Genomic DNA, 25,303 nt, shown 5'->3' on the forward strand with positions numbered 1-25,303 from the left:
AAGCCCAACGTCAAGGCCCGCGCCAAGCGACGCCTCCAACGCAACCTCCGCGGACAGCTCAGAGACCAGCTCCGCGGCGGCAACGACAACAACAAGAACAAGGACCCCAACCTCCTCCAGGGCGACGGCATCGCCAACGCCGCCGGACGCCTCGCCAAGCAGACCCCCCGCAAAGCCCTCCGCTTCGCCAAGAAGCGCATCAAACGCCTCCTGCTCACCAAGGACGGCGAGAAGGCCCTCGAGAAGACCAGGAAGAGCCGCAAGCTCGTCAGGCGACTCATCCTCGTGCAGCTGCTGACGATCGTCCTCACCGTCGTCGGATCGCTCCTCTTCATCCTCTTCGCCATCGCCGGCGAACCCGACCCCGAGATGATCGAGCAGCAGGCCGTGGCCCAGGCCGGCGGCATGGTGGCGATCCCCGACGCCCTCATCCCCCAGGTCGCCGAGGCCACCGGCATCCCCGTCGAGGCGCTGAAGGCCTACTCGTCGGCCGCGGCCCGGTACTTCGTGCCGCTGGTGACGGGCAACGAGGACCAGGACGGCCCGCCCGCACCCGGGCCCACGCCCAACCCCGCACCCGGGCCGTCACCCGTGCCGCCCGGCACTCCGGCCGGGCCGAGGGCCGGGATCGCCAACTGGGCGCTGCTCGCCGGCATCGGCGAGGCCGAGTGCAACCACGGGCAGAGCCGGCTCCCGGGCTGCAGCCCGAAAGGCACGATCAACGTGGCCGGAGCCCGCGGCCCGATGCAGTTCCTCGGGTCGACGTGGCGCGGCTCCGCCGGCACCTACGACCTCGACGTGGCCGGTGCCGCCATCGCCGAGGGGCAGGAGGGCCAGGGCTACGCATCCGACGGCGACGGCGACGGCGTCGCCGACCCGTGGACGTTCGAGGACGCCACCCACGGCGCCGCCCGGCTGCTGCTGCGCAACGGCCTGCGCGACGGCGACTCCCGCAGCGCGATCCACGCCTACAACCGGAGCTGGACCTACGTCGACATGGTGCTGGCCAACGCCCAGCGGTACATGGACGCGGTCGCCAGCCTGGGACTCACCGGCAGCGGCCAGGTGGTGGGCGGCTACGCCCTGCCGCTCGACATGACCTGGTACACGCAGCACAAGGACTGGTTCACCAAGCCCCACCACGACTACCCCGCCGCCGACATCCCGGTCCCGACCGGCACGCCCGTGTACGCCGCCGCGCCCGGCACGGTCGCCTCCGCCCCCACCAGCGGCAAGTGCGGCACCGGCGTCACGGTCAACGGCGACGACGGCGCCTACTACATCTACTGCCACGGCAGCGACGGCGGCGTCCTGATCTCGCCCGGCGAGCGGGTGGACGCGGGGCAGCTCATCATGCACAGCGCGTCGACCGGCAACTCCACCGGCCCCCACCTGCACTTCGGCATCCAGATCAACGGCCAGGACCGCTGCCCCCAGCAGTTCTTCGTCGGCATCGCCGAGAGCCGTCCGGTCAGCCCGCAGAGCCTCGCCGCCTCGGGCTGCTCGTACTGATCCGGGGGCGATCCAGGGCCGATCCGGCCGACCGCCGCGCTCCGGACCTCCGGCAGGTGCATCACGGGGGCATGGACGAACCGCTGCCGCCACCGCTGTCGGTTCCGAACCGCGACATGTGGGACGCCGAGAACCGGCGGCGCGACGACCTGCGGCGGCGGCAGCTCGAGCGCGAGCTGCACGAGGCCAAGCGGGACATCGACCGGCGGGCCGAGGAGACCAACCGCGAGATCGAGCGCCGCATCCGCTGGATGGGCCGCTACGGCAGCAAGAAGGCCGGGAGCATCGGCGAGGGCGGCACCGCGGGGAGCATGGGCTCCAGCGTCACCGCCGGCACCGGGATGGAGACGGCGGTCGGCGTCGCCGCCATCGCCCTGGCGGTCCCGCTCCTGCTGATGCTGGTGACCGGCCACGTCGCCGCGCTCCTGTTCGACGGCTCGTTCCCCCGCTACGCCCTGAGCGACGTCCCCGGCGTGGTGGGGCGGATCTTCGAGAACCTGGGCGACCCCGGCCGGGCCTGGGACCCGGTGAACCGGGGCGGCGACCCGCCCGGGCCGATCGCCTGGTGGGGGACGATGCTGCTGTTCGCGGTGCCGGCCGGGCTGGGGGTGCGCCGCCTGTACGAGCGCTACGGCCGCTCCGACGAGGAGCGCCGGGAGTTCGCCACCTGGAAGGACATCCGCCACCTGCGGCCGGAGCGGGGCGCCGAGTACCAGGTGGTGGTGGGCACCGCCAACCGCCGCAAGATCGTCGTGCACGACCTGCACAGCGTGCTGGTGGTGGGCCCCGCCCACTCCGGCAAGTCCAGCGGTGTGGTGGTGCCGGCGCTGCTCGAGTGGGACGGGCCGGCGATCGTGGCGTCGAACAAGGGCCACGTGCTCCACGAGACCATCGGCCATCGCAGCCACAAGGGCGAGGTGCACGTCTTCGACCCGTCGGCCACGGGGCGCTACCCGCGGTCGGGGTGGTCGCCGCTCACGACCTGCGGCGACTGGGCCGGGGCGATCCGCACGGCCCGCGACCTGACGCTGGCGTCGAAGGCGTCGATCGGCGCCGAGGCCGACTCGGGCGACCTCACCGGCATCGTCCACAGCGACCTGTGGAGCAGCTCGATGGCGACCGCGCTGGCCCCGTTCCTGCTGGCGGCGGCGACGTCGGGCCGGTCGATCATGGACGCGGCCGAGTGGCTCGAGCGCGAGGAGCGCGACGAGGTGCTCGACGTGCTCCGGGCCATCGACCGTGAGGCCGTGCGGGCCCACCTGGCCACCTTCACGCGGGCCGACCCGATGCGGTCGTCGTTCTTCCACGTGATGTACCAGATCCTCAGCGTGTACAAGGACCCGAACGTCGCCGCCTCGGCCGGCCGGCACGACATCATCCCGAACGAGCTGCTCGACGGCGACGCCCACACGCTGTACCTGACGACGCCCGAGTACGACCAGGCGCGGTTCCGTCCGCTGTGCAGCACGATCGTGCGGCAGATCCTGGCGGCGGCCTACGACCGGTCGACGCAGCTGGGACGAGCGCTCGACCCGCCGCTGCTGCTGCTGCTCGACGACGCGACCGGCGTCGCCCCGATGAACGAGCTGTCCCGGCTGGCGTCGGCGGCGTCGTCGCGGGGGGTGCAGATCGTCAGCGTGTTCCAGGACTTCGCCCAGATCGAGGGCGAGTACGGCGGGTCGGCGGGCCTGGTGGTGAAGAACCACCGGGTGAAGCTGCTGCTGTCCGGGAGCCAGTACATCGACTCGGCCCGCGACGACCGGCAGCTGCTGCGGCCCAAGCTGGGCGAGCACCTCGACGAGGACGAGGGCGCCCTCTTCTACGGCAACTCCCCGCCGGTGCGGCTCAAGCTGCGGCCGTGGTTCAAGGAGAAGGAGCTGGTGAGGCGGTCGGAGACGTCGCAGGACGTGCTGCCGCCGCCGGACCCGACCCAGTCCCGCAGTGCCGTGGACCAGGAGCAGGCCCTCCAGGTGCAGGCGTGGTTGACCCGCAACCCGGGCCTGGTGGTGGACGACACCGAGGAGCAGCCGGTCGGTCCCCTCGGCCGGTCCGACCCCACCCGCACCGTGGCCGACCTGTTCCACGGGAGCTCCGGCGACGCCGACAACACGCTCCCCGAGAACGTCACCCGCCTCCCCAACCGGCACGCCCGCCACCGCGAGCGCGAGCGCTGACCTTCTGTCTTCGCTGAACCGGGCATAGCCGGTTCAGCGAAGACAGAACGGCCGTCAGGTCAGGTGGTGGAGCCAGTTGTACTGGTCGAGCCCGCCGTCGACGTGCAGGTCGGCGCCGGTGACGTAGGCGCTGGCCTCCCCGTCGGCGAGGAACTCGACGACCTTGGCCACGTCGTCGGGGACTCCCACCCGCCCCAGCGGCACCACCGCGGCGTTCCGGTCGAGCCGCTCGTCGGCCACCTCGGCCTCGGTCATGCGGTCCGACCAGGTGTCGATCGCGCCCGGCGACACGCCGTTCACCCGGATGCCGTGCGGGCCCAGCTCGTTGGCCAGCTCCTTCACCAGCATCAGCAGGCCGGCCTTGGCCACCGAGTAGTCCGGGCACAGCCGGACGCGCCGGGCGTGCAGCGACAGGACGAAGACGACGCTCCCCCGCGTCCCCTGGCGGAGCATGGCGTCGACGACCACCCGGGTCAGCGCCCAGCTGCCGAGCAGCGTCACGTCGAGGCTGCGCCGGACCGCGTCCATCGGCAGGTCCAGGAACGGCCGGCCGTCGGTGGCCGACGCGTTGTTGACCAGCACCGTCGGCGCCCCGAGCCGCGCCTCCACCTCGGCCACCCAGTCGGCCGGGTCGTCGGCCAGGTCGTGGTGCAGCCGCAGGACCCCGGTCGGCAGGTCCGCGGCCAGGAGCTCCGACCCGTCCACGTCGACCGCCGCCACCGCCAGGCCCCGACCCGCCAGTCGCTGCGCGGTCGCCAGCCCGATCCCGTGGGCCGCTCCCGTCACGATCGCCACACCGTCGCCCACGCCGGCATTCTCCACGCGACACCTTGCCGGCGCAACGATCGTCGATGCCCGGGGTGCGAGTTGCCGTCTACCGGTCGGCGACGATCACGAAGGTCGCTGCCGGCTTCTCGTAGCTGTTCAGGAAGAAGCACAGCTGGCGCAGTTCGCTCGACATGCCGCCGTCGACGGGCACCGCGCGGTAGGGCTCACTCTCGGCCTTGGCTGCCTCGTCGTCGTAGCCCTCAGCCTCGAGCTGCACGACGAGGTGGCGGCGCGCTCGCCGGTAGTCGGCCCGTTCCTGTGGCGTGTTCGGGTCGACGTGGGCCAGCTCGTTCGATCCGGGACGGGCTCGCGCCGCCTCGATCGCGTCGATGCCCACGGCCAGGTGCACCTCGGCGTCGGCGTCGGTGAGGCTGACGAGCCGGTGGTGCCCGACGCCGGTGTCGACGCTGCCGACGTCGCCAGCCGTGCGAGCGTCGAACCCCTCGCCCTCGAGCTCGGCGAGCATGCCGAGGCCTTGTCCCGCCAGCGTGAACGGATCCACCCAGGTGACGACGTAGCGGCAGTCGTCACCGCAGCCGGCCGGATCCTCCTTCAGCCCCGCGACTGTCGGACCGACCAGCTCCCGGAGCTGGCTCGACTGCGCACCACTCGGCATGGCGCTGTGCGCGGTATCGATCGAGAACAGCACGCCGGTGACCATCGCGCCACCGGCCAGGAACGCTGCGGTCGGCGCCGGCCAGATCGGGATGGGAACGACGAGCGGTGTGGCGAGTGTCCCCTCCGAGGCCCGCGGCCTGGCCAGGGTCAGCACGCTCCACACCACAGCCAGCACCATCAGGGCACAGACGCCCCACATCCACAGCCCGAGGTACGTCCACATCGGACCGACGATCCGGCTGATCGCCAGCAGCCCCACCGCGAGCGCGGCCGCGACGGTCCCATGGAGTCGGAGAAGCGCCGGATCGCGGCGCCAGAGCGACGCTGCGGCGGTGGCTCCCCAGAGCCCCAGGAAGGCGAACCCCGCGACCGACGACCCGCGGGGATCAAGGCTGCTGGTGTCGACTGTGGGCGTGAAGAGCTCGCGGGCATCGAGACGTTCCGCCCAGAACGACAACGCAGTGCCGAACGTCGGCCGTGACGCGTACGGATGGCGAAAGCTCTCGATGACGATGGCGAGGTTCCCCGGGTGATGTCGGATCTGGTCCACCAGGGGCGGCAGCCACAGCAATGCGACCAACCCGGTCGTCGCGCCGCCCCAGATGAGCGCCGGACGCCAGGTGTTCGAGTCGTGCCGCCGGCGACGGATCGAATCGGCTATCAGGTAGGCACCGGTGAGTGCCGCCAGTCCGACGACGAGAGCGAGATAGGCGATGTGGGCCTGAGCGCAGAGGGCTCCGGCGAACCCGGCGAGCGGGAGCATCCGGAGGTCGTCGCACAGCACCGACCAGATGGCCAGCAGGAAGACGAACCACCAGACGAGCGGGAGGTGCGGGTTCCACGGCTCGGCGATCCGCCAGGCTCCGTAGTTGCGAACCAGCAGGCCGAGAACGACCGCGACGGCGAGCGCGAACGGCCAACCTCCCCGCCGGTGACCGATCCAGATCGCGAGCACGACGGCGACCATGCTCACGAAGACCGACGACACGATGAGCGCGTTGCCGTCCGACCCGAACAGTCGATACATCGGGGCCAGGACGTAGAACATCAACGGACCGGGGTGGCTCCCACTCTCGCCGAAGCCCTCCAGTCGTCCGACCGGACCGACCAGCGGGGGGTGGTCCAAGCCGACATCGCGCACACGCAGCTCGATCAGCGCCATGTCCGAAAGAGGCAGCCACCGGGGATGACCGAGCACCCGGACGGCGATCACCATCGGGACGATCACGACGCACGAGAGTCCGACGACCTCCAGCGTCGGGCGCCCGCCCCAGGTCGACAGCCGCGACCGCCACCCACCGCCGCCGGCAGCCTCCGCGACCGCACCGCTGGTGCCGTCGCCATCCCCAAGATGACCTGAGGCCGCCTCCCGAAGGCCGGCCCCCGGAGCCCCCGCCATCCGGGAACCGTAGCGGGTCCTCCCGACCTCGACCCGGCGCCGCTCATGCCCGGTGTTCGCACCCCGCCCGCCACCTTTGTCGTCGGATTCCTGGCTCTTTCGTTCTTGCCGGCGCAACGATCGTTAATGCGTCGCTAGTGGCGATGGGGGAAGCTCTTCGGCAGTGAGCTACCGCGTGAGGGCGACACATGACGGAACGGCGTGGGTGGTGCGCGTCGAGGGTGCGGACGGCACGGCGTTGGGCAACGCCAAGGCCGCCGCCATCGAGCAGATCGACGAGAGCGCCCGCACGCTGATCGCCGGCGAGGTCGGCATCCGACCCGAGGATGTCGGACTTCGCATCGAGATCCAGCTCGATCCGGTCGTGCAAGCCCGTCTCGACCGGATCGAGCTGATGCGCCGCCACGTCGAGGAGGACGTCCACGCCGTCGCCCTCCACCTGGGCGAGGGCGGCGTCTGCTCGGGCGACATCCACGCCCTGCTCAGCGACACCGTGAACAACCAGGAGATCGCCCAGCACGGGCTGCGGCGCTACCCGCAGGCGATCGCCGTCCGCTTCGACGACCGCGGCCGCTTCACCACCACCACCTGCCGGGCCTGCCTCGACAAGGACCGCGGCGACTACGCGGCACTCCCCCCGGAGGGCCTCAACACGCTGGTCATGCAGGGCCCGGTCATGTGCGACGTGTGCTTCGAGGACCGCAGCTGACCTGAGGCCGGGCCCCGGGGCCGGGCCCGGGGCCGGGCCGGGTCTCAGCCCACGTCGGCCACCTCGAAGACCCCGACGTCGTCGAAGCACGTCTCGCCGGCCATGTACTGCGCGCAGGGCCAGGTGCTTCCCGGCACCGCCGCCCCCGCCAGGTCGGCGTCCTTCATGAACAGCACCACGCTGGTGCTGCCCTCGCCCGATGCCGCGGTGGTGAACGTGAACGTGTAGTCGCGCCACACGTTGTCGCCGTTCGGCGGGGCGATGTCGGCCGCACCGAGCACCGGGGCTTCGACGATGGCGTCGCCCGAGCGCACCTCGACGGTCGACCCGCTCCCCTTGGCCCGCAGCCGCACCCGGTACTCGGTGCCCGGCGTCAGCCCGGTGATCGAGTGCTTCGCCGCCCCGCTGGAGAGCCGCAGTACCCGGCCGTCGTCCCGGGGGCCCACGTAGGGCCAGTGCGTGTTGTGCTGGCCGAGGTACTGCCAGGCCTGCGCCTTGACGATGTCGTGGCTGTCGTTGAACCACGCCCGCGTCCAGCCGGTGTTGATCGCCCCCAGCGTCGAGCGCTCGAAGTCGCCGTTGTCGAAGTTGTCGCCGGCGTTGACCGTGACCGCGTACGTCTCGCTCCGCTGGTTCCCGGTGGCCGGGTCGGTGAGGGTCACGGTGACGTCGCTGCGTCCCGTCCGGTCACCGGCCTTCGCCTCGATCCCCCACCGGAACGGCCAGCCGTCGTCCGGCAGGTACGGCCCCCGGAGGTTGGCGACCGGCACGACGCCGGTGCCGAAGCCGGCGACGTCCGCCGTGGTGACCGAGCGGACCGCGTCGTCCCACATGGCGTTCTCGCCGACGCGGCCGACGAGCAGCAACCGGCGGCTGGTCCAGTCCCAGTCGGTGCTCCCGGAGTGGATCGAGAGGTCGCGGATGCGCGCCAGCCCGGGCGTGTGGACCAGCGAGAGGTCGTCGACCCGGACGGGCACGCCGTCGCCGGGGTCGGCGTCGCTGATCACCACCTCCACGGGACGCCAGTCCTCGGGCATGCAGTCGGTGCACTGGAACGTGGTGAAGGCGAGATCCTGCTCGGTCCAGCCGCTGCCGGACAGCTGGGCGCTGGCCAGGGTCTCCGACTGCTCGCCGTCGTCGACGGGCACGGTCCGGAGCGTCACGTCCGCGGTGCCGTCGACCCAGGCGCCGAGCACGAAGCGGGTGAGGTGCGGCAGCCCCGCGACACGCTGGACGGCCGCGCCCGCGCCATCGAGCCGCAGCGCCTGGGCGCCCCCGTGGGGACCCGTGGCGTCGACGGCGGCGGTGCCGCTGAGGCCCCAGCCGTTGGCGCCCTTCTCGAAGCCGGGCTGGAGCAGCGCGGCGGCCGACACGACCACCGGGATGTCGACCGGCGAGCCCGCCGCGCCCGTGTAGGCCACCCGGATGTTGGCCGCGCCGGTCCGGTCCTGCACCGGCGTGACGGTGAACGCCTGCCGGCGGCCGGCCCCGGTGACGGCGATGTTCAGGTCGGGGATCAGCACCGGGTTGGTCGAGGTCACCCCGGTCAGCGTGGCGCCCTCGGGCAGGTTGGCGCCGATGTTCAGCGGCACGCCCGACACACCCCGCTGGGTCCCGACGGCGGCGAGGTCGGGCAGGCCGCCCTCCGGCTGCGTCGTCGCCACCTCCGCGCACGAGTCGACCGTGGCGCACTGGCGCAGCGTCACGTCCTCCACCAGCGAGGCGCCGTCGCCGGTGTTCCAGTCCGCCAGCAGCACGTCGGCCGTCGTGGTGGCGGGCCCCGTGATGAACTCGACGGCGGCCGTCTCGCTGGTGGTGCTGCGGACGGGCATGCCGACGAGGCCGTTCGCACCGTCGTGGTGCTGGACGTAGACCCCGAACCCGCCGCCCGCCCGGGCCACCTGGGCGGTGGTCTCGAGCCGGTAGCGCGTGCCCGCGGCCAGGCCGGTGACGTGCTGGGTCACCGTGTCGTTGCCGGTGGCGCCCAACCTCAGCTGGTGGTCGCCCCGGAATGGCTGCGGCACCACGACGTCCGCCGTCGGCGACATCACCCATGGCGTGGCGGCCTCGCCGGCCTCGAAGCTCCCGTCCCCCAGCGTTCCGGCGCCCACGCGGAGCCGGAACGTCTCGGAGCCGATCTCGCGACCCGACGCGTCGCTGGCCACCAGCGAGATCCAGGCGTCGCCGGTGCGGCCCGCCACGGGACGCACCGCGACCGTCCGCTGGGGGTTGACGACCGGCCGCACGGACACCGAGTCGATCGCCACGTCGGAGTCCTGGACCTTGCCGACGTAGGCGGTGTTGTCGAAGAACAGCTCGACCGACGTGGTGGTCGGGCCGGTCGTGAACTTCACGTACTCGTGCGGCCAGGACTGCCGCTCCCACCAGGGCTCGTGCGCCTGCTCGTCCCAGCCGTTGCGCTCGTACTGGGTGCGGACCTCCTGGACGCCGGGCTGCGCCGTGTCGACGTCGCTGACGCCCCAGTCGAAGCGGGCGCTGCCGTCGCCCGTCTCGGTGAAACCCTCGCTGCCGTCGATGCGGCCGTTGGCGTTGAGGTCGTCGAAGCCGAGCCCCAGGTCGTAGTGGGCGCCCACCAGGTAGGTGGTGCTGGGCCGCAGGTCGGTGATGGTCTGCGCGGCGCGCCCGCCGCCCTGGGTGAGCGACAGTGCCCGGTCGCCGGTGTGCTTGTTGCCGGACGACACGGTGGCGCCGCCGCTCAACCCCCAGCTCCCGGATCCCTCGAAGCCGCCGTCGGCGAACGAGCCGTCGGTCGCCTCGAGCGGACCGGCGCCGTCGGGGTCGGCCGGGCCGTTGCCGCTCACCGCCAGGCCTTCGGGACCGTTGGGCACCAGGTCGGGGGTCCACGACATGGCGCGCACGTTCACCGACCCCGGCTCGGTCCGCTCGGCGGAGCCGTAGTTGTAGTCCTGCACCGTGAACGGCAGCGACAGCGTCGAGTCGGCCGGGGTCGACTGGTCGGGCACCTCGGAGATGGGGCGCTGCCACACCTTCACGTAGTCGACGTAGGTGACGTCGTTGGCGGGGCTGCCCAGCGGGCCGAACTCCGCGCTGGCGGCGTCGAGGATGTAGGTCTGGAGCACCAGGTACTCGAGGCCGTACGACTGCCCGGCCGCGGTGCGCTTCACCTCGATGCCGTCGACGAAGTAGCGGTACTCCTCGGGCGTCCACAGCACGCCGTAGCGGTGGTAGTTGCCCTGCAGCGAGACCGAGGGGTTCGGGTTCTCGACCGAGATCTCGTGCATCGCGACGTGGTCTTCCTCCACGCCGTTCCAGTGGCCGCCGGCGAGGAACGTCTCCTTGCAGGGCAGCGTGGCGGTCGCCGGCCAGTCGCAGCGGCCGTCGGCGTTGAAGTCGCCGCTCCAGAGGCCGGTCGCCGGCAGGTTGGCGTGCTCGACGATGTCGATCTCGGGACCGGATGCCGCCGGGTCGCCCAGCGGCATGTCGGTGCCGTTGGCGGACATCGTCCAGAACGTGCTGGAGGACGCGGGCCCGTCCGGGAAGTTGATGCTGGCCTCGACGTAGCCGTAGGCGGCCTCGAACCCGCCGGGCGTGGGCGTGCTGTCCCCGATCCCGCCGGTGAACAGGCTCGACACGTGGTCCTGCCCGTTGGCGTCCGAGTAGGAGCTCAGCTTCAGGTGACCGGCGCCGTCGAGGCCCACGGTGTCGCGGGTGTGGACGCCGTCGACGGGGTGGGTGTCGTCCTGGAGGACGGTCCAGACCGACTGGTCGAGAGCGGTGCCGTCGAAGTTCTCGTCGAACACCGGCTGCCACCCGAGGGCGGCGAGGTCAGGGATCGTCCCCTCGGGCGGGGACAGGGCGGCGACGGGCACGGCGCGGTAGCCGGCCGTCGACACGGCGGCCTGCGGTACTAGGGCGACCGACGCCCCCAGACCGCACACCGTGATGTACGCCGCGACGCGACGATTCAGCTGACCCCAGCGCATCGATCACCCCTCGCTACGAGAGCCTCCCCCCAGGGAGCTCGATGCGTTCGACTCTAGGCGAGCCGCGTCGGGTTTACCCGGCCTCGGCTGAGAGTGTCGTCAGTCACGTCAGCAAACAGCTCCGCCCGCCTCGTGTCGCGGCGCCGTGTCGCCCGGAGGGATCAGTCGGTCTTGTCGAGCTTGTCCAGCTCGTCGAGTTGGGACTTCATTGGGTCGTCGAGCTGGACCTGGCGGATGTAGTCGCGGAACTCCAAGTCCTCCTCCTCCACCGTGAGGGATAGAAGCCGCTTCTGGACGGTGACCTTCGCCTTGATCGGGGTGTCGTCGGCGATGCTCTTGATGGAGTCGAGGAACCTGCGGATGTCGCCGAGAGTCATGTGCCGGCCCGCCGGACGACCCGTGATGGTGCGTCTCATATCCGAAGATCATCCAACGCCCTGAGCGGCGGCACAAGAAAACCCGGGTGTTTGCGTGAGCGAGGCGGCGTGTATTTTCCGTAGCGAGCGTTACGGTTTGGAGTTATCGTGGCTGACGTGACGCGGAGTCGACAGGCGAGGAGCGTGGAGACACGGGCCCGACTGCTCGACGCCGCGGCCGCGGTGATCGCCCGCCACGGCATCGAGGGCGCCTCCGTCGACGCCATCAGCGACCGGGCGGAGCGCACGTCGGGCTCGCTGTACGGGCAGTTCGGCAGCAAGGACGCCCTGGTCGTCGAGCTGCTCGACGAGTCGAAGGACGTGGTGGCCGGCCGCATCGCCCGGGAGCTCGAAGCCGTCGACACCCTCGAGGCCCGCCTGGGGGCGCTGTGGCGCAACTTCGTCGAGCCGCCCGACAGCGCCCGCGACTGGCTGCGGCTGGAGCACGAGCTGTGGGTGTGGGCCACCCGGCCCGGCAACGAGCCGTCCCGCGAGCGCCTGGCCCGCCGCTACCGCACCGAGTTCGAGCTGCTCGCCGCCACGCTGGCCGAGTGGACCGCCGAGGGCCTGATCGACCCGCCGCTCGACCCGCCCCGGATGGCGCCCGTGCTGGTCTCCGCGCTGGTGGGGCTGGAGATGATCCACCGGCTCGACCCCGCTGCCGTCGAGGAGACCACGGCCGTGCGCGCCCTGCTGGCGCTGCTGCGCCCCGGGTCCGACCCGACCTGACCTGACCCGACCACCACCCCTGGGGGACCCACGATGGAGCTCAGCCAAGTCGACCTGCTGGAAGACGCCTGGGCCGAGGGCGTGCCGCACGAGGCCTTCACCCTGCTGCGGCGGGAGGCCCCGGTGTTCCGCCACCCCGAGCCGCCCGAGGACGGCCCCGGCTTCTGGGCGCTCACCCGCCACGCCGACGTGGTGAGCGTGAGCCGCGACACCGCCACGTTCTCGTCGGAGCGGGGCGGCACGTTCGTCGACGACCAGACCGAGGAGTCACTGGCGCAGCTGCGCCTGTCGATCCTCAACATGGACCCGCCCAAGCACAACCGCTACCGGCGCCTGGTCAGCCGGGGGTTCACGCCCCGGGTGGTCACCCAGCTGATGGACGCGATCGACAGCCGGGCCAAGCGCATCGTCGACGACGTCATCGACCGCGGCGAGTGCGAGTTCGTGGAGGAGGTCGCCGGCAAGCTGCCGCTGGAGATGATCTGCGAGATGATCGGCCTGCCGGAGGAGGACTGGGACCGCATGTTCCACCTCTCCAACCGCCTCGTCGGCTTCGACGATCCGGAGTTCCAGCAGAGCCCCGAGGACGGCCAGAAGGCCGGCGCCGAGATCTACGCCTACTGCGACCAGGTGGCCTCCGACCGCCGCGCCAACCCCCGCGACGACCTCATGTCGGTGCTGGTGCACGCCGAGCTCGACGGCGAGCGGCTCGACGACCTGGAGCTCAACCTCTTCTTCGTCACCTTGGTGGTGGCCGGCAACGAGACCACCCGGAACCTGATCAACCACTCGATGCTGGGGCTGATCGACAACCCCGGCGAGGCCGAGCGGCTGCGCCAGGACCCGTCGCTGTGGGCCACCGCGGTCGACGAGATGCTGCGCTGGGGCACGTCGATCCACAACTTCCGCCGCACCGCCACCCGCGCCACCGAGGTGCACGGCCAGCCGATCGCCGAGGGCGACAAGCTGGTCATGTACTACATGTCGGCCAACCGCGACGAGGACGTGTTCGCCGACCCGTTCCGCTTCGACGTGGGCCGCACGCCCAACGACCACGTGACCTTCGGCGGCGGCGGCGTCCACTACTGCCTGGGCGCCAACCTGGCCAAGACCCAGATCAAGGCGATCATGCGCCAGCTGGTCGACCGCCTGACCGACTTCGAGGTGGCCGGCCCGATCCCCCGCCTCCGCTCCGACTTCGTCAACGGCATCAAGTCGATGCCGCTCCGCTTCTCGCCCGTCGGTTGACCGGCAATGGGCGACGGCGTGCCGTCCCTCCGGGAGATCGGGACGACACGCCGTCAGCCTGATGCGGCGGTGAGCCGCTTCAGGTGAACTGGGTGGAGTCGGTGGGGTTGGCGGCGCCGTTGCCGGAGCCGGTACCGCTGCCGCTGCCGCTGCCGCTGCCGCCGGGAGCCGGAGGCGGGCCCGGAGGTGCAGGTGCCGGCGGGGACGGCTGCGGGGTCGACACGGCGGGCGCCGGCTCGGCCGACGTGGTGGTGTCCACCGTGCCGGGGCCCGACACCGTGTCGCCGGCGGGCAGCGCCGGGGCCGGGCCGAGGCCCAGCTCGCTGCGGAGGTCGTCGAGGGCCGCGGTGGCGCCCGACATGTTGACCTCCCGCTGCAGCTCGGCGATGGCGCCGTCGGGCGTCGCCGCCGTCAGCTCGGTCTTGGCCATCGCCGAGGCCATGCGGTCCTCGATCTTGTCCTCGATCTCCTTGAGCGACGGGGCATCGCCACCGACGTTCGCGTTGATCGACGCCATCGCGCTGTTGACCGATTCCTGCATCTTCGCCGCCTCCAGCTGGCCCAACATCTCCATGCGCTTGGCGGCGATCTCCTCCAGGCGCATGGCGTTGTCGTGCACGGCCGTCTTGGCCAGCTCGGCCTGCTGGTCGGCCACGGTGAGCTGCTGCTCGTAGGAGGCGAGGCTCTTCTGCCCCGACTGCAGCTTCATGGCGATCCCCTGGGCGGCCGTGTTCCACTTGTCGGCCTCGGCGGCGTTGCCGGACTGGGCCGCGGCGTCGGACCGGAGCAGCGCCTGGCGGGCCAGCTCCTTGGCCTCGGCCACGTCGGCCGCCGCGTCCTCCATCTCACCGGCCACCCGGGTGCGGTGGGCGATCACCTTGGCCGCCTCGTTGCGCAGGGTCTGGTCGCGGCTGCGGGCCTCGTTGATGGCCGATTCGATCTCGACCTTGGGGTCCATCATCTCTTTCGACTTCATGCCGAACCACGACTTGATGTAGTTGATCCATCGTCTGAACACGGCTCTTCCCTTTCTCTAGCGACGGCCCATGCCGCGCCGACGTTGCCCGCTCGGGGTGACGATCCGGCCGCCTCGACCACCGCCGCCTCCGTTGCGGCTGCGACCCGAGGACGGCGTCGGCGGCAGGCCACCGGACCAGCTGCCGAAGGCCCCGTCGTCCATCGACGGGCGGGTGCGCGGCTGCTGCATGCCGCGCTGCGAGAGCATCGCCATCGCCGCCATCGCCGCCGTCGTCAGCCAGGGGCTGGCGCTGGGCTGGCGGTAGTGGGGCTCGGGACGAGGAACCGGCGCCGATGCGGGCGTCGACGACGACACCGGCGACCCGGCGGGGGAACCGGACGGCACGACGACCGGCGGGAACAGGTCCTCCGGCTCCGGCTTGGCGGGGGCGGGCTGGCCGTCGAGCAGGGCCCGGGCGGTGTCGAGCTGCCAGTTGGCCTCGACCACCTTGGGCCAGGCCCGCTCCAGCTCGGGCCGGGTGTCGGCGCCTTCGAGCAGCTCCTGCACCTCGGTGAAGGTCTGGGCGCCCTGACCGAAGGCGGCCCGGGCCTCGGGCGGGGCGCCGGGCAGGTCGACGCGGTCGGCCAGCTCGAGCAGGTCGTTGGCGGACGCGTCGACCGACGCCCGCACCTTGGCCTCGGCGGCGCCGATCTCCTCGGCGGTCGCGGTCGCCGCGCCCTGGCGCATCCGCCGGGCGGCCCGCCACAGGAACCACAGGAGCAGCAGCGGCAGGGCGATCAGCAGCAGCACCCAGAACCAGCTGATCCCGCCGCCCCCGCCCCCGGTGTCGATGCCCAGCTCCTTCGCCCCCTGCTCGGTGGCCTTCGCCAGCGAGTCGCCGCCGTTGAGGGCGTCGGCCGCGGCCACCTCGGCGTCCTCGACCTCGGCCTGCGGGTCGACGTTCGACGCCACCCCCACCTCGCTGGGCGTGACCACCATCACCCGACCCTCGCCCCCGAGCCCGTCGCGGACCTCGTCGGCGAAGGCCCGGGCGTCGTCGTAGCGGGTGACGTTCTCGGCCAGCACCGCGACCTTGAAGTAGCCGCCGTCGTCCTGCAGGTCGGCGGTGGCACTGTCGAGCTGGTCGAGCTCGCTGCCGGACAGCGCCCCCTCCTCGAAGGTGACGTCGTGGTCACGGAGGTCGGTGACCGCCGGGTCGACCTGCTGGGCGCGGGCCGCCGGGCTGGCGGCGACCAAGGCGCAGCACGCGACGACAGCTGCAGCCAACGTGCGTGCGCCCGCCCCTCGACAGGGACGACTACTCATCGTGATGGCGAGCCTATGGACGACCCACGGCGAACGCCATGGGTGGCCAGCTCCAGGAGCGGGAATCACCCGCCGAGGGTGAGGGTGGATGGAGGGACCCCGTCATGTCCGGACCACGCAGCGGAAGCCGAGGTGCGACGTGGACGTGTCGACCGCCTGGGGCATGCGGGCGGCCGGGCGGTAGCGGCGGCAGTGGTTGGGGGCGCAGAGGTGCGAGCCGCCCTTCATCACCTTCCGCTCCCCATCGTGGGCACCCCTGGGGTTGTCGACCGTGCAGCAGGCGTGGGCGATCGCCTCGTGGTCCTGGTACCAGTCGGCAGTCCACTCCCAGACGTTGCCGATCATGTCGAACAGGCCGTAGGCGTTGGGCGGGAAGGCCCGCATAGGCGAGGTGTGCTCGAAGCCGTCGAGCCCGCGGTTCTGCACCGGGAACTCGCCCTGCCACACGTTGGCCATGTGGCGGCCGCCGGGCTCCAGCTCGGCGCCCCAGGCGAACTCGGCGCCATCGAGCCCGCCCCGGGCCGCCCGCTCCCACTCGGCCTCGGTGGGGAGCGCCTTGCCGGCCCACTCGGCGTAGGCCTCGACGTCGGGCCAGGCGACGTGCACCACCGGGTGGCTGTCGAGGCCCTTCAGCGACGTCTGCGGCCCCCGCGGGTGGCGCCAGCTGGCACCCGGCGTGTGGATCCACCAGTCGTAGATGTCGCGGAGCGGCGTGCCCCGGCGGGGCATGCGGAACACGGCCGAGGCGGGCACGAGGAGCTCGGGGCGGGCGCCGGGGTAGTCGGCGGGGTCGGGGGTCCGCTCGGCCAGGGTGACGTAGCCGGTGGCGTCGACGAACTGGGCGAACGCCGCGTTGGTGACCGGGAAGCGGTCCATCCAGAACCCGTCGACGGCCACCCGGTGGGCCGGCGCCTCCTCGGGGTACTGGTCGTCGGCCCCCATGGTGAACTCGCCGCCCGGGACCCACACCATGCCCTCGGCGGGCGGGCTGCTCGTGGGGAGCGTGGGGTCGACGGGGGCGGGCTTCAGGCCGATCTCGAGGTTGGTCAGCTGCGTCACGGCGAGAGGTTGCCGCCCGGCCCGGACCCGGGTCGTCACCCCTCGTGGGTGACACCACCCCGAAACCTCGACAGGGATGGTCGCTATGGCGCCCTTTCTGTCGAAGTTTCGGGTCCGTCGTGGGCGGCGGCGGTGCGGCGGGCCTTGGCGAGCGCCCGGGTGGGCAGGCCGGCCACCCACAGGGCGACGCCGTCGTGCTGCAGTCGCTGGTCGGTCTCGGCGATCACGTCGCCGCCGTCGCCCCGGCCAGCACGTCGTCGCGGGTCAGCTCCACCGCCGCGACACGCTTCTCCCGGCCCTCGGATGCGTCTTCACCCAGGTGGGGTGATGCGACACCATCCCTCTCGTCCCGAGTCTGGGACCCATGAGCGAGCCGTCGAGTCTGGTGGTGACCGTGCCCGGGCAAACCTCGCACATCGGCGACCTGAACCGGGACTACTGGGGCCCTCCGCTAGCCAGTGAGGCGGCGGTAAAGGACAAGGTGGGAGCGGGCCGCCGTGGGCCAGGTGTGGACGTGGGCCAGGGACTGACCGGCGGAGATGCGGGTCGGGTCTGGGTGGTCGAGGGCTTCGCCGAGGGCGACGGCCAGGCCGGCGGGGTCGGCGCCGTAGCGGACCGTGGAGCCGAACACCTCGCGTAGGACCGGCAGGTCGGACATCACCACGGGGACACCGGCCGCGAGGGACTCCATGGCGGCCAGGCCGAAGCCCTCCCTGGTGGACGGGAAGGCGAAGGCGTCGGCGGTGGCGACCAGGGCGGGCAGCTCGTCGTGGGCCACCGGCCCGAGCACGAGGGGCTCGACGCCGTGGCGGACGCAGGCCCGGTCGAACTCCTCCCGGTAGGCCCGGTAGTCGAACAGGGTCTCGCCGCCGGCGATCACCAGGCGGGCGCCGGGGGCGGGCAGCTGGGCCATGGCCTCGACCAGCCCGATCGTGCCCTTGCGGGGCTCGATGCCACCGACCGCCAAGACCACCGGCTGCGACCCAAGCTTCTCCCGCCAGTGGGCCTGACCTGCGTGGTCCGACGCCGCGGCGGCGGCGAAGCGCTCGGCGTCGACGCCGTTGGGGATCACCGTCGCCTCTATGCCCCAGCCGTCGTGCAGCTCGGCGGCCACGGCCCGCGACACGCACACGTGGGCCACCGGGGTGACGATCGCCCGCTCGTGGCACTCGGCGAGCTCGGGGGTCGTGAACCGGTCGAGGTGGTGGACGGTCCGCACGGCCCGACCGGGGGGCACGGCGTTGGCGGAGATGCAGTCCTGGGCGTGGACGACGTCGTAGTCGGCGGGGTCGACCGCCCGGGCCAGCGCCGCGATCGAGCGGAGGACCCGCCGGCCGACGGTCTCGCCGTCGACGTCGGCGAGGGGGGCGATCCGCACGTCCACCCCGGACGCCACCGGGCGGAAGAAGCCCGCGTCGCCGTGGCGGCCGACGGTGTGGACGGTCACGTCGACCCCGAGGTCGGCCAGCGCCTCGGCCAGCGACAGCGTGTGCACCACCCCGCCCCGCGGCCGGGTGGAGTAGGTCAGCAGGGCCACCCTCACGCCGACCCCGGGTGCTCCAGCTGGCTGTAGAGGTCGGGCCGGCGCTCCTTCAGGTGGTGGAAGCGGCGGCGGGCGTGGTCGATGCCGGCGGCCACGTCGAGGTCGACGCTGGCCAGGCCGGCCCGGGCGCCCACCGAGGCGACCACCTCGCCGTCGGGGCGCACCACCTTCGACTGGCCCAGGAACCGCAGGGTGCCGTGCTGGCCGGTCTGGTTGGCCGACAGCAGCCACAGCTGGTTCTCGGCCGCCCGGGCCCGGTCGTAGAGGTCGAACAGGCGGCGCTGGCGGTCGCCGGCCAGGGAGCGGGCCCGGTTGGTGCGGCTGGCCGGCCAGGCGCAGGTGCAGACGAGCAGGTCGGCGCCGTCGAGGGCCAGGCAGCGGGCGGCCTCGGGGAAGGTCTTGTCGTAGTCGACCAGCAGGCCGATCCGCCCGACGGGTGTCGTGACGGGCGTGAACCCGTCGCCCGCCCGGTACCAGGCCACCTCGCCGGCCGGCAGGTGGACCTTGCGGTGGAGGCCCAGGACGCCGCCGCCGTCGAGGCACACCGCGGTGTTGGCCCGCTCGCCGTCGACCTCCTCGGTGATCCCGAAGCACACGACGAGGTCGGGTCGCCCGGACGTGGCGACCGTGGCGGCCACGGCGGCCACCTCGGGACCGTCGACGGGCAGGGGCGCGGGCAGGTCCGGCATCGGGTCGCCGGGTGCGCCGTCGAGGTGGTCGTGGTAGCCGGTGAGCACGCCGTGGGGCAGGACCAGCAGGTCGGCCCCGCTGTCGGCGGCCTCCCGCACGATCCCGTCGATGCGCTGGAGGTTGAACGCCACGTCCCGCCCGAAGTGGCCCGCCGCCACCGCGACCCGGGTCATGCGGGGGCCATCAGGTCGACCAGCTCGGCGTGGGACGGGCCGTCCAGGGGCGGGCTCTGGGCGCCGGAGGCCTGCACGGCCCGGACCCGGGCGACCACCCGGGGGTCGGCGAGCACGTCGGCGGGTTTCTCGATCAGCTGCTGCAGGCGGTTGAAGCGCCGCCATACGTAGGCGTCGTGGCGGGCGGCGGCGAACGTCTCGCCGTTGCTCAGCCACGTCTTTGAAGGGAGACGACCCATGTGGGGCGGTTTTCCTTCAAAGTCGTGGCTGCCGGGGCGCCAGCGGGCCAGGCGCTGGCGGTCCTGCTCGATCGAGTCGGCGACCCAGGGGGCCTGCTCTCGTTCCAGCACCGCGGCGCACGCCTCAGCCAGGTCGTCGGGGTCGTCGTGGGCGGCCACCGCGTCGGCGACCGCGACGGCGTGGACGGCGGCGAGCGTGCAGCCTCGACTGTGCGCCGGGTTGGTGGTGGCCGCGGCGTCGCCGACCGCGCTCCAGCCGGGCACCCGGGCACGACGGATGCGGTTGTGCAGCCCGGCCATGACCCGCACCTCGGAGATCGGCTCGGCGTCGAGCCACGGCGCCAGGCTGGGGATCGAGCGGACCGCGGCGTCGAAGGCGTCGCCGTCGCGCAGGAGCCGCAGCAGCGGGCGGTCCTCGGGCAGCACGCCGAAGGTGATCGAGAACGTGGTGCCGTCGCCGGGGAACACCAGGCAGGAGTAGCGGTCGAACGATCCGCCGGCGGCGAAGCCCCGGTCGAGCGGCAGCTCGGGCGCACCGGGCGGACGGCGGTAGAAGCGGCTGAGGTAGGCGATGCCGCACTCCTCCGACTCCTCGGTGGCGCTCACGTCGATCCCGTGCTCGGCCAGCCAGGCGGGCATCGGCGTGCGACGGCCGGAGGCGTCGACCACCAGCCGGCGGGCTGTCTCGACCGAACCGTCCTCGAAGCCGACGCCGCGGACGTGCCCGCCGTCGACCACCAGCCCGGTCGCCCGGCGGCCGCCCGAGAACCCGATCCCGGGGCGGCGCTCGACGCCCCGGCGCAGCGCCGCCTCGAACGTCGTGCGGCGGGCGGCCAGGACCACCAGGTCGGCCTCGTCGGGGTGGGCCGCGTGGGCGGGGACCGTGGCCGGGCGCTGGTCGGCGAGGCGGATCTCGTGGCCGCCGACGGCGAGCAGGTCGTCGAGCACGTCGGGCGCCTCGGCCTGCAACAGCTGCCGGCACCGGGCCAGGAAGGCGTGCGAGTGCCCGGCCTGGGGCGTCGCCCGCCGGGGGCCCTCGGCGTCGAGGTCCGGGTCGGCGTCGACCAGCATCACGTCGATCCCCCGCCGGTCCAGCGCCAGGGCCGTCACCAGCCCCGAGATGCTCGCCCCGACGACGACCACCGAAATTGCGTTGTTCCGACCGCCATATGCGGGTTTTCGAACGCAATTTGCCTTCACGGGACGGGGACCCAGGCGCCGAGACGGTAGGCGTCCGGGCGGCGGTCGCGGAGGTTGCACATGCCGGCCCGGTGGGCGGCCAGCTCGGCGTCGACGTCGAGGGTGGCGGTGGCCATCCCCGGGCCGGTGCCGGTGGCGGCCAGGATGTCGCCGCCCGGGCCGACCACCTTGGCCCGGCCCACGAAGTCGAGCGACCCGAACGACCCCGTCTGGTTCGACGCCACCCACACGATCTGGTTGTCGAGCGCCCGGGCCTGGTCGAACAGGTCGAAGCGGCGGGTCCAGCGGTCGTCCTCCAGGCGGGGCGCCCGGTTGGTGCGGCTGGCCGGCCACGCGGAGAGGCAGGCGACGATCGTCGCCCCGTCGAGCGCCAGGGTGCGAGCGGCCTCGGCGAAGCCCTTGTCCCAGCAGATCAGCAGGCCCATCCGGCCGACCGGGGTGTCGAACGCGGCGAACCCGTCGCCGGCGCCGTAGGTCGACCCCTCGGCCAGCGGCTGGTGCACCTTGCGGTAGGTCGCCAGCACCTCACCGCCACCCACGCACACGGCGGCGTTGTAGCGGACGTCGCCGGCGTCCTCGCAGAAGCCGGCGCACACCACCATGTCGCCGGCCAGGTCGGCCAGGCGGCGCAGTTCAGGGCCGGCGGGGTCGAGGGCGGGCGGGGGCTCGGCGATGCCGTGGAGATCGGCGACGTAGCCCCCGATGGCTGCCTCGGGCAGCACCACCAGGTCGAGCCCCTGGCTGCGGGCGTCGTCCAGGATCGACTCGATCCGCCGGAAGCCGGCCTCGATGTCCCGGTCGAACGGCGCCGCCACCGCTCCCATCGCGACGACGCTCACGACACCTCCTCCCTCGCGGGACCGAGTCCTACGACCGGGCCGTCCACCGCCGGGCTGCGGAAGCCGTCGGGCCACGCCAGGGTGACACCGGCGCCCGGCACCAGGTGGCCACACGACGCCACGGCGGCGGGGCCGATCGCCTCGGGGGTGGGTGCAGGGCCGCCCGCGGTGACCAGGGCGAAGCCGGGGAAGCAGGTCAGCCAGTCGGCCAGGCGGGCCTCCGGCGGGCGGGGCACTGCGGCGACCTCGAGCTCGGCGCCGCAACCGCTCGACTCGGCGAGCATGGCCAGGGTGCCGACCAGGCCGGCCATCGACACGTCCTTGGCGGCGTGGGGCCGCACCCGCTGCAGCGTGGCGACCAGACGGCGCAGGTCGTCGGCCGACCGCGTGGTGGTGCTGTCCCACTGGCGACCGCCGTAGCCGGGACGCCAGCCGCCGGTCAGGTCGGCGAGGACCCGCACCGTGTCGCCGGGGCGGCCGCCGCCCCCGGGCACCGGCGTGGCCGTCCGCCCCAGCATGGTGACCGACAGCGCCGCCGGCACCCCGACCTGGGTGTGGCCGCCCAACACCGGCACTCCGTAGGCCGCGGCGGCGTCGGTCAGCCCCGACAGGACACGGCGGGCCAACGACGGGGTCGGTGCCGCCAGGGCGTCGAGCAGGCCCACCGGCGTCGCCCCCATGGCGGCCAGGTCGTTGGCGTTCACCAGGACCGAGCACCAGCCGGCCCACCAGGGGTCGCGCTCGACCATCGACGGGACGATGGCGTCGGTGGCGGCGATCAGGTCGCTGCCCGGGACCGGCGCCCCGTCGTCGCCGACCCAGCCGTCGCCGCCCGGGCGCAGGCCGTCCAGCACCTCGCCGATGACGCCCTTCGCCCGGGCCGGCGCGGCGCCGGTGCCGAGGGGCCACGTCATCTCGGCGTGGGGGAGACCCCGGTGGTCGACGTCGACCGGGCTCCGGCGCACCCAGCCGAGCCGGGCGAAGAACCGCTCCTTGTCCGCCTGGACCAGGGCATCGAACCGCAGCGCCCCCTCGTCCTCGGCCCGGGCGCAGGCGGCCCGCACCAGCGCCGCGCCCGTGCGCGGCGACGCACCCGGCACCACCACCAGCCGGCTGCCGGCCCACCACCCCAGCTCGTGGAGGACGGGCGCCAGCCGCACGCCGCCCACCACGTCGCCCCCGGGGGCCCGGGCCACCAGGACCACGGTGGCGGGGTGGTCGTCGAGGTCGTCCCGGTCGCTGCCGGCGAACAGCCCCTGCTCCTCCACGAACACCCGCTGCCGCAGGACCTGATGGGCGGCGACGGCGTCGGCGTCGCCCTGCTCCACCCGCAGCCCCGACTCCACGACCGCCGGCCGTGGGCCACCCAGGTCCCAGAGCACCGAGCCCACGTCAGCCTCCGTCCGCCGCCAGGGCGGAGCACGCCCCGCAGGCGGCGCACCCGGCGCCCTGGTCGGCCCCGGCCATGTCGGCGTCCCGCAGCACCGCGGCGACGCGGGCCGTGACCGACGACAGCAGCGCGGTGGTCGGGGCGGGCACGCCGTCGACGTCCGCCGCCAGGGTCCCCACCAACGGCCGGTAGGGCACCACGAACGGGTACACGCCGGCGTCGACCAGCTCCTTCGCCCCGGCGACCAGCTCGTCGGGGTCCTCCCCCAGCCCCACCAGCAGGTAGGTCGACACCCGGTTGCGGCCGAACACCCGCACCGCCTCCCGCCACGCCGCCCGGTACTCCGCCAGCGGCACCGTCGCCTTCCCCGGCATCCAGCGCCGGCGCACGGCGTCGTCGAGCGACTCGACGTGGATGCCGACGGCGGTGGCCCCGGCGTCCCGCAGCAGCGACAGGGCCGACAGGTCGCCCGGCGGCTCGCACTGCACCTGCACCGGCAGGCCCGGCACGGTCCCGACCACGGAGGCGACGCAGCGGGCCAGGTAGCGGGCACCCCGGTCGGGCGCCGCGGACGTGCCGGTGGTCATCACCATCTGGCGCACGCCGTCGAGCCGCACGGCGGCCTCCGCCACCTCGGCCAGCTGCTCCGGCGTCTTCACCCGGGTCGTCGCCCCGGCCGCCAGCGACGCCTCGATGGCGCAGAACCGGCAGCGGGTGTCCTCGCCGTAGCGGACGCAGGTCTGGACGACGGTGGTGGCCAGCACGTCGGCCCCGTGGAGCCGGGCGAGCTGGTGGTACGGCACCCCGTCGGCCGTCGTCAGGTCGTAGAAGGCCGGCCGGGACACCAGCGACACCGGCACCGGCGCCGGCGCCGACCCCGTGAAGCCGTCGTCGTGCACCAGCACCCCGTCGGCGATGCGCCACGGGCTGTCGTCGACGATCGGCACCGCCGCGGCGAGCCCGTCGAGCAGCAGGTGGCCGTCGTCGGAGGGACCGGCGCCGCCCCGGCGGAACACCGGAGCGGCCACCCGCACGCCGCGCACGGCGACGTCGGCCCGCCACGAGACCACGGTCATCTACCCGCTCCTGGTGCTGCGCACCGGGCCGCTCGGGCCACGCTCACTGCATTGCGGACGCTCGCTCATCAGAACAGGTAGGTCGAGTTGATGACGGCGCCCTTGCGGGCGTACTCGATGATGCAGTCCTGGATGTCGAGCGGGTGGGCGGGGATGACGCCCTCGATCAGGTCCTCCTCGCGGAGGCCGTGCAACGACAGCCCGAACCGGCAGCAGTAGACCTTGCCGCCCTCGGCGATGAAGGTCTTGATCTGGTTGTTGATGTTGTGCTCGCCCGGGAACGCCGTGTCGCCGGTGAGCGGGAAGCCGCGGGTGTCCATGGCGTTCATCGAGCCCGGGCCGTAGAAGTAGGCGACCGACTCGAAGCCCTTCCGCAGCGCCCGGGTGGCCTGGAGCATGGCGACGAACGCCACCGACGACTCGTGGGCGATGCCGTGGATCAGCGTGAGGTACGACTCGCCGTCCTCGGCCATGTAGTCGGGGAACAGCTTGGTGGAGCCGTAGAGGTTGGCGCCCGCTCCGAGGGACGGGTGCGGGATCTCCTCGAGGCTCTTCTTCTCGAGTTCCGTGAGCTCGACAGGGGGCATGGAACGGGTCCTTTCGTCGACGGCCAACGCTGGCCGTCGTCACCGTCGCGCTCCCGCGTTTCACGCCGGTCAACCCGTGTTGAGTGCGTGTTACCAACGCAACAAGAGCGCTGGTCCGACGCCTGAACGCCGCCTGGCCGGGCTAGGCGAGCGAAGCCTTGACGAGGCGGGCCATCGTGTTGCCGGCCGCCTGGAGGGGGACCGCGGAGCGCTGGACCCGGGCCAGCATCGTGGCGCCCTCGTAGGCGGCGACGATCGTGGTGCCCAGCTCGCCGGCGAGCTTCCGCTTCAGCCCGGCGTCGACCAGGGCCGCGGACACCGCGGTGACCATGACCTCCAGGGCCACGTCGCAGGCGTGGCGGACCGCCTCGGAGTCGGCGGCACCGTCCTGGGCCGGGGTGCCGACGGGGCAGCCGTCGGCCCACTCGGACGCGGCGAGGCGGCCGGACATGTGGTCGAACATCGCCCGCACGGCCTTGTCGGGCGGGCGGCTCGCGAACAGGGTCTCCAGCAGCCCGCCGACCACGGTGCCGACGCTGCCGATCGCCGACGCCGCGATCTCCTCCTTACCCCCGGGAAAGTGGTGGTAGATCGACCCGTACGGCAGCCCGGCGGCCTCGCTCAC

21 protein-coding genes are annotated in these 25,303 nt (G+C 73.0%); 5 read left to right on the forward strand and 16 right to left on the reverse strand.

All coding sequences use genetic code 11. The features are described from left to right. Positions 1 to 1,512: peptidoglycan DD-metalloendopeptidase family protein (locus VK611_19065; GenBank protein HMG43439.1), on the forward strand; the 1,512-nt coding region annotated here is incomplete at its 5' end. Between the two features lie 71 nt (positions 1,513 to 1,583). Then, on the forward strand, positions 1,584 to 3,686 hold the full coding sequence (locus VK611_19070; protein ID HMG43440.1) for a type IV secretory system conjugative DNA transfer family protein: 2,103 nt from the start codon (positions 1,584 to 1,586) through the stop codon (positions 3,684 to 3,686). A gap of 54 nt (positions 3,687 to 3,740) precedes the next feature. Here the strand turns inward: VK611_19070 and VK611_19075 are convergent, their stop codons facing one another. Further along, positions 3,741 to 4,493 (reverse strand): SDR family oxidoreductase, encoded by a 753-nt coding sequence (locus VK611_19075; GenBank protein HMG43441.1) that lies wholly within the window; start codon positions 4,491 to 4,493, stop codon positions 3,741 to 3,743. A gap of 67 nt (positions 4,494 to 4,560) precedes the next feature. Next, entirely contained in the window at positions 4,561 to 6,531 is a 1,971-nt protein-coding gene (locus VK611_19080) for a hypothetical protein (protein ID HMG43442.1), read from the reverse strand. Positions 6,532 to 6,706: 175 nt separating this feature from the next. Here VK611_19080 and VK611_19085 point away from each other — a divergent pair, with 175 nt between their 5' ends. Further along, a complete protein-coding gene (locus tag VK611_19085) occupies positions 6,707 to 7,240 on the forward strand; it encodes a hypothetical protein (GenBank protein ID HMG43443.1) in 534 nt (177 codons plus the stop codon). A 44-nt stretch (positions 7,241 to 7,284) separates the two neighbouring features. Here the strand turns inward: VK611_19085 and VK611_19090 are convergent, their stop codons facing one another. Together VK611_19090 and VK611_19095 are read right to left on the reverse strand one after the other, a co-directional pair. After that, positions 7,285 to 11,205, reverse strand: a complete 3,921-nt coding sequence (locus VK611_19090) for a glycoside hydrolase family 16 protein (GenBank protein ID HMG43444.1) — start codon at positions 11,203 to 11,205, stop codon at positions 7,285 to 7,287. 161 nt (positions 11,206 to 11,366) lie between these two features. Continuing rightward, complete coding sequence (locus VK611_19095; GenBank protein HMG43445.1) at positions 11,367 to 11,621, reverse strand: hypothetical protein; 255 nt, start codon at positions 11,619 to 11,621, stop codon at positions 11,367 to 11,369. Positions 11,622 to 11,765: 144 nt separating this feature from the next. Here VK611_19095 and VK611_19100 point away from each other — a divergent pair, with 144 nt between their 5' ends. Further along, on the forward strand, positions 11,766 to 12,350 hold the full coding sequence (locus tag VK611_19100; GenBank protein ID HMG43446.1) for a TetR/AcrR family transcriptional regulator: 585 nt from the start codon (positions 11,766 to 11,768) through the stop codon (positions 12,348 to 12,350). A 33-nt stretch (positions 12,351 to 12,383) separates the two neighbouring features. Beyond that, a complete protein-coding gene (locus tag VK611_19105) occupies positions 12,384 to 13,598 on the forward strand; it encodes a cytochrome P450 (protein HMG43447.1) in 1,215 nt (404 codons plus the stop codon). A 79-nt stretch (positions 13,599 to 13,677) separates the two neighbouring features. Here VK611_19105 and VK611_19110 read toward each other — a convergent pair whose 3' ends face one another. The 12 genes from VK611_19110 to VK611_19165 all read right to left on the reverse strand — a co-directional run. Continuing rightward, complete coding sequence (locus VK611_19110) at positions 13,678 to 14,616, reverse strand: PspA/IM30 family protein (protein ID HMG43448.1); 939 nt, start codon at positions 14,614 to 14,616, stop codon at positions 13,678 to 13,680. A gap of 15 nt (positions 14,617 to 14,631) precedes the next feature. After that, positions 14,632 to 15,813 (reverse strand): DUF6676 family protein, encoded by a 1,182-nt coding sequence (locus VK611_19115; GenBank protein HMG43449.1) that lies wholly within the window; start codon positions 15,811 to 15,813, stop codon positions 14,632 to 14,634. Between the two features lie 171 nt (positions 15,814 to 15,984). Beyond that, positions 15,985 to 16,941 (reverse strand): formylglycine-generating enzyme family protein, encoded by a 957-nt coding sequence (locus VK611_19120; GenBank protein ID HMG43450.1) that lies wholly within the window; start codon positions 16,939 to 16,941, stop codon positions 15,985 to 15,987. Between the two features lie 83 nt (positions 16,942 to 17,024). Next, positions 17,025 to 17,168 (reverse strand): hypothetical protein, encoded by a 144-nt coding sequence (locus VK611_19125; GenBank protein ID HMG43451.1) that lies wholly within the window; start codon positions 17,166 to 17,168, stop codon positions 17,025 to 17,027. Positions 17,169 to 17,392: 224 nt separating this feature from the next. Further along, positions 17,393 to 18,484: an MSMEG_0565 family glycosyltransferase gene (locus tag VK611_19130; GenBank protein HMG43452.1), complete on the reverse strand. Its 1,092-nt coding sequence runs from the start codon at positions 18,482 to 18,484 to the stop codon at positions 17,393 to 17,395. Next, positions 18,481 to 19,347, reverse strand: coding sequence for a carbon-nitrogen hydrolase family protein (locus VK611_19135; protein HMG43453.1), 867 nt, complete (start codon positions 19,345 to 19,347; stop codon positions 18,481 to 18,483). Before VK611_19135 ends, VK611_19130 begins: the two co-directional genes overlap by 4 nt. Then, entirely contained in the window at positions 19,344 to 20,729 is a 1,386-nt protein-coding gene (locus tag VK611_19140) for an NAD(P)-binding protein (GenBank protein HMG43454.1), read from the reverse strand. The genes VK611_19135 and VK611_19140 overlap by 4 nt, the downstream gene beginning before the upstream one ends. 53 nt (positions 20,730 to 20,782) lie before the next feature. Beyond that, positions 20,783 to 21,625, reverse strand: a complete 843-nt coding sequence (locus tag VK611_19145) for a carbon-nitrogen hydrolase family protein (protein HMG43455.1) — start codon at positions 21,623 to 21,625, stop codon at positions 20,783 to 20,785. Further along, positions 21,622 to 23,016 carry an MSMEG_0567/sll0787 family protein gene (locus VK611_19150; GenBank protein ID HMG43456.1) on the reverse strand — a complete coding sequence of 465 codons (1,395 nt, stop codon included), beginning with the start codon at positions 23,014 to 23,016 and terminating at the stop codon, positions 21,622 to 21,624. Before VK611_19150 ends, VK611_19145 begins: the two co-directional genes overlap by 4 nt. A gap of 1 nt (position 23,017) precedes the next feature. Next, positions 23,018 to 24,091 carry an MSMEG_0568 family radical SAM protein gene (locus VK611_19155; protein HMG43457.1) on the reverse strand — a complete coding sequence of 358 codons (1,074 nt, stop codon included), beginning with the start codon at positions 24,089 to 24,091 and terminating at the stop codon, positions 23,018 to 23,020. Positions 24,092 to 24,159: 68 nt separating this feature from the next. Next, positions 24,160 to 24,678, reverse strand: a complete 519-nt coding sequence (locus tag VK611_19160) for an MSMEG_0572/Sll0783 family nitrogen starvation response protein (GenBank protein HMG43458.1) — start codon at positions 24,676 to 24,678, stop codon at positions 24,160 to 24,162. A gap of 142 nt (positions 24,679 to 24,820) precedes the next feature. Then, positions 24,821 to 25,303 (reverse strand): TetR family transcriptional regulator C-terminal domain-containing protein (locus tag VK611_19165; GenBank protein ID HMG43459.1); only part of this gene is annotated, 483 nt, incomplete at its 5' end.

This window comes from Acidimicrobiales bacterium, from assembly GCA_035316325.1.
In the GTDB taxonomy this organism is placed as follows: Bacteria; Actinomycetota; Acidimicrobiia; order Acidimicrobiales; family VFJN01; genus DASXTK01.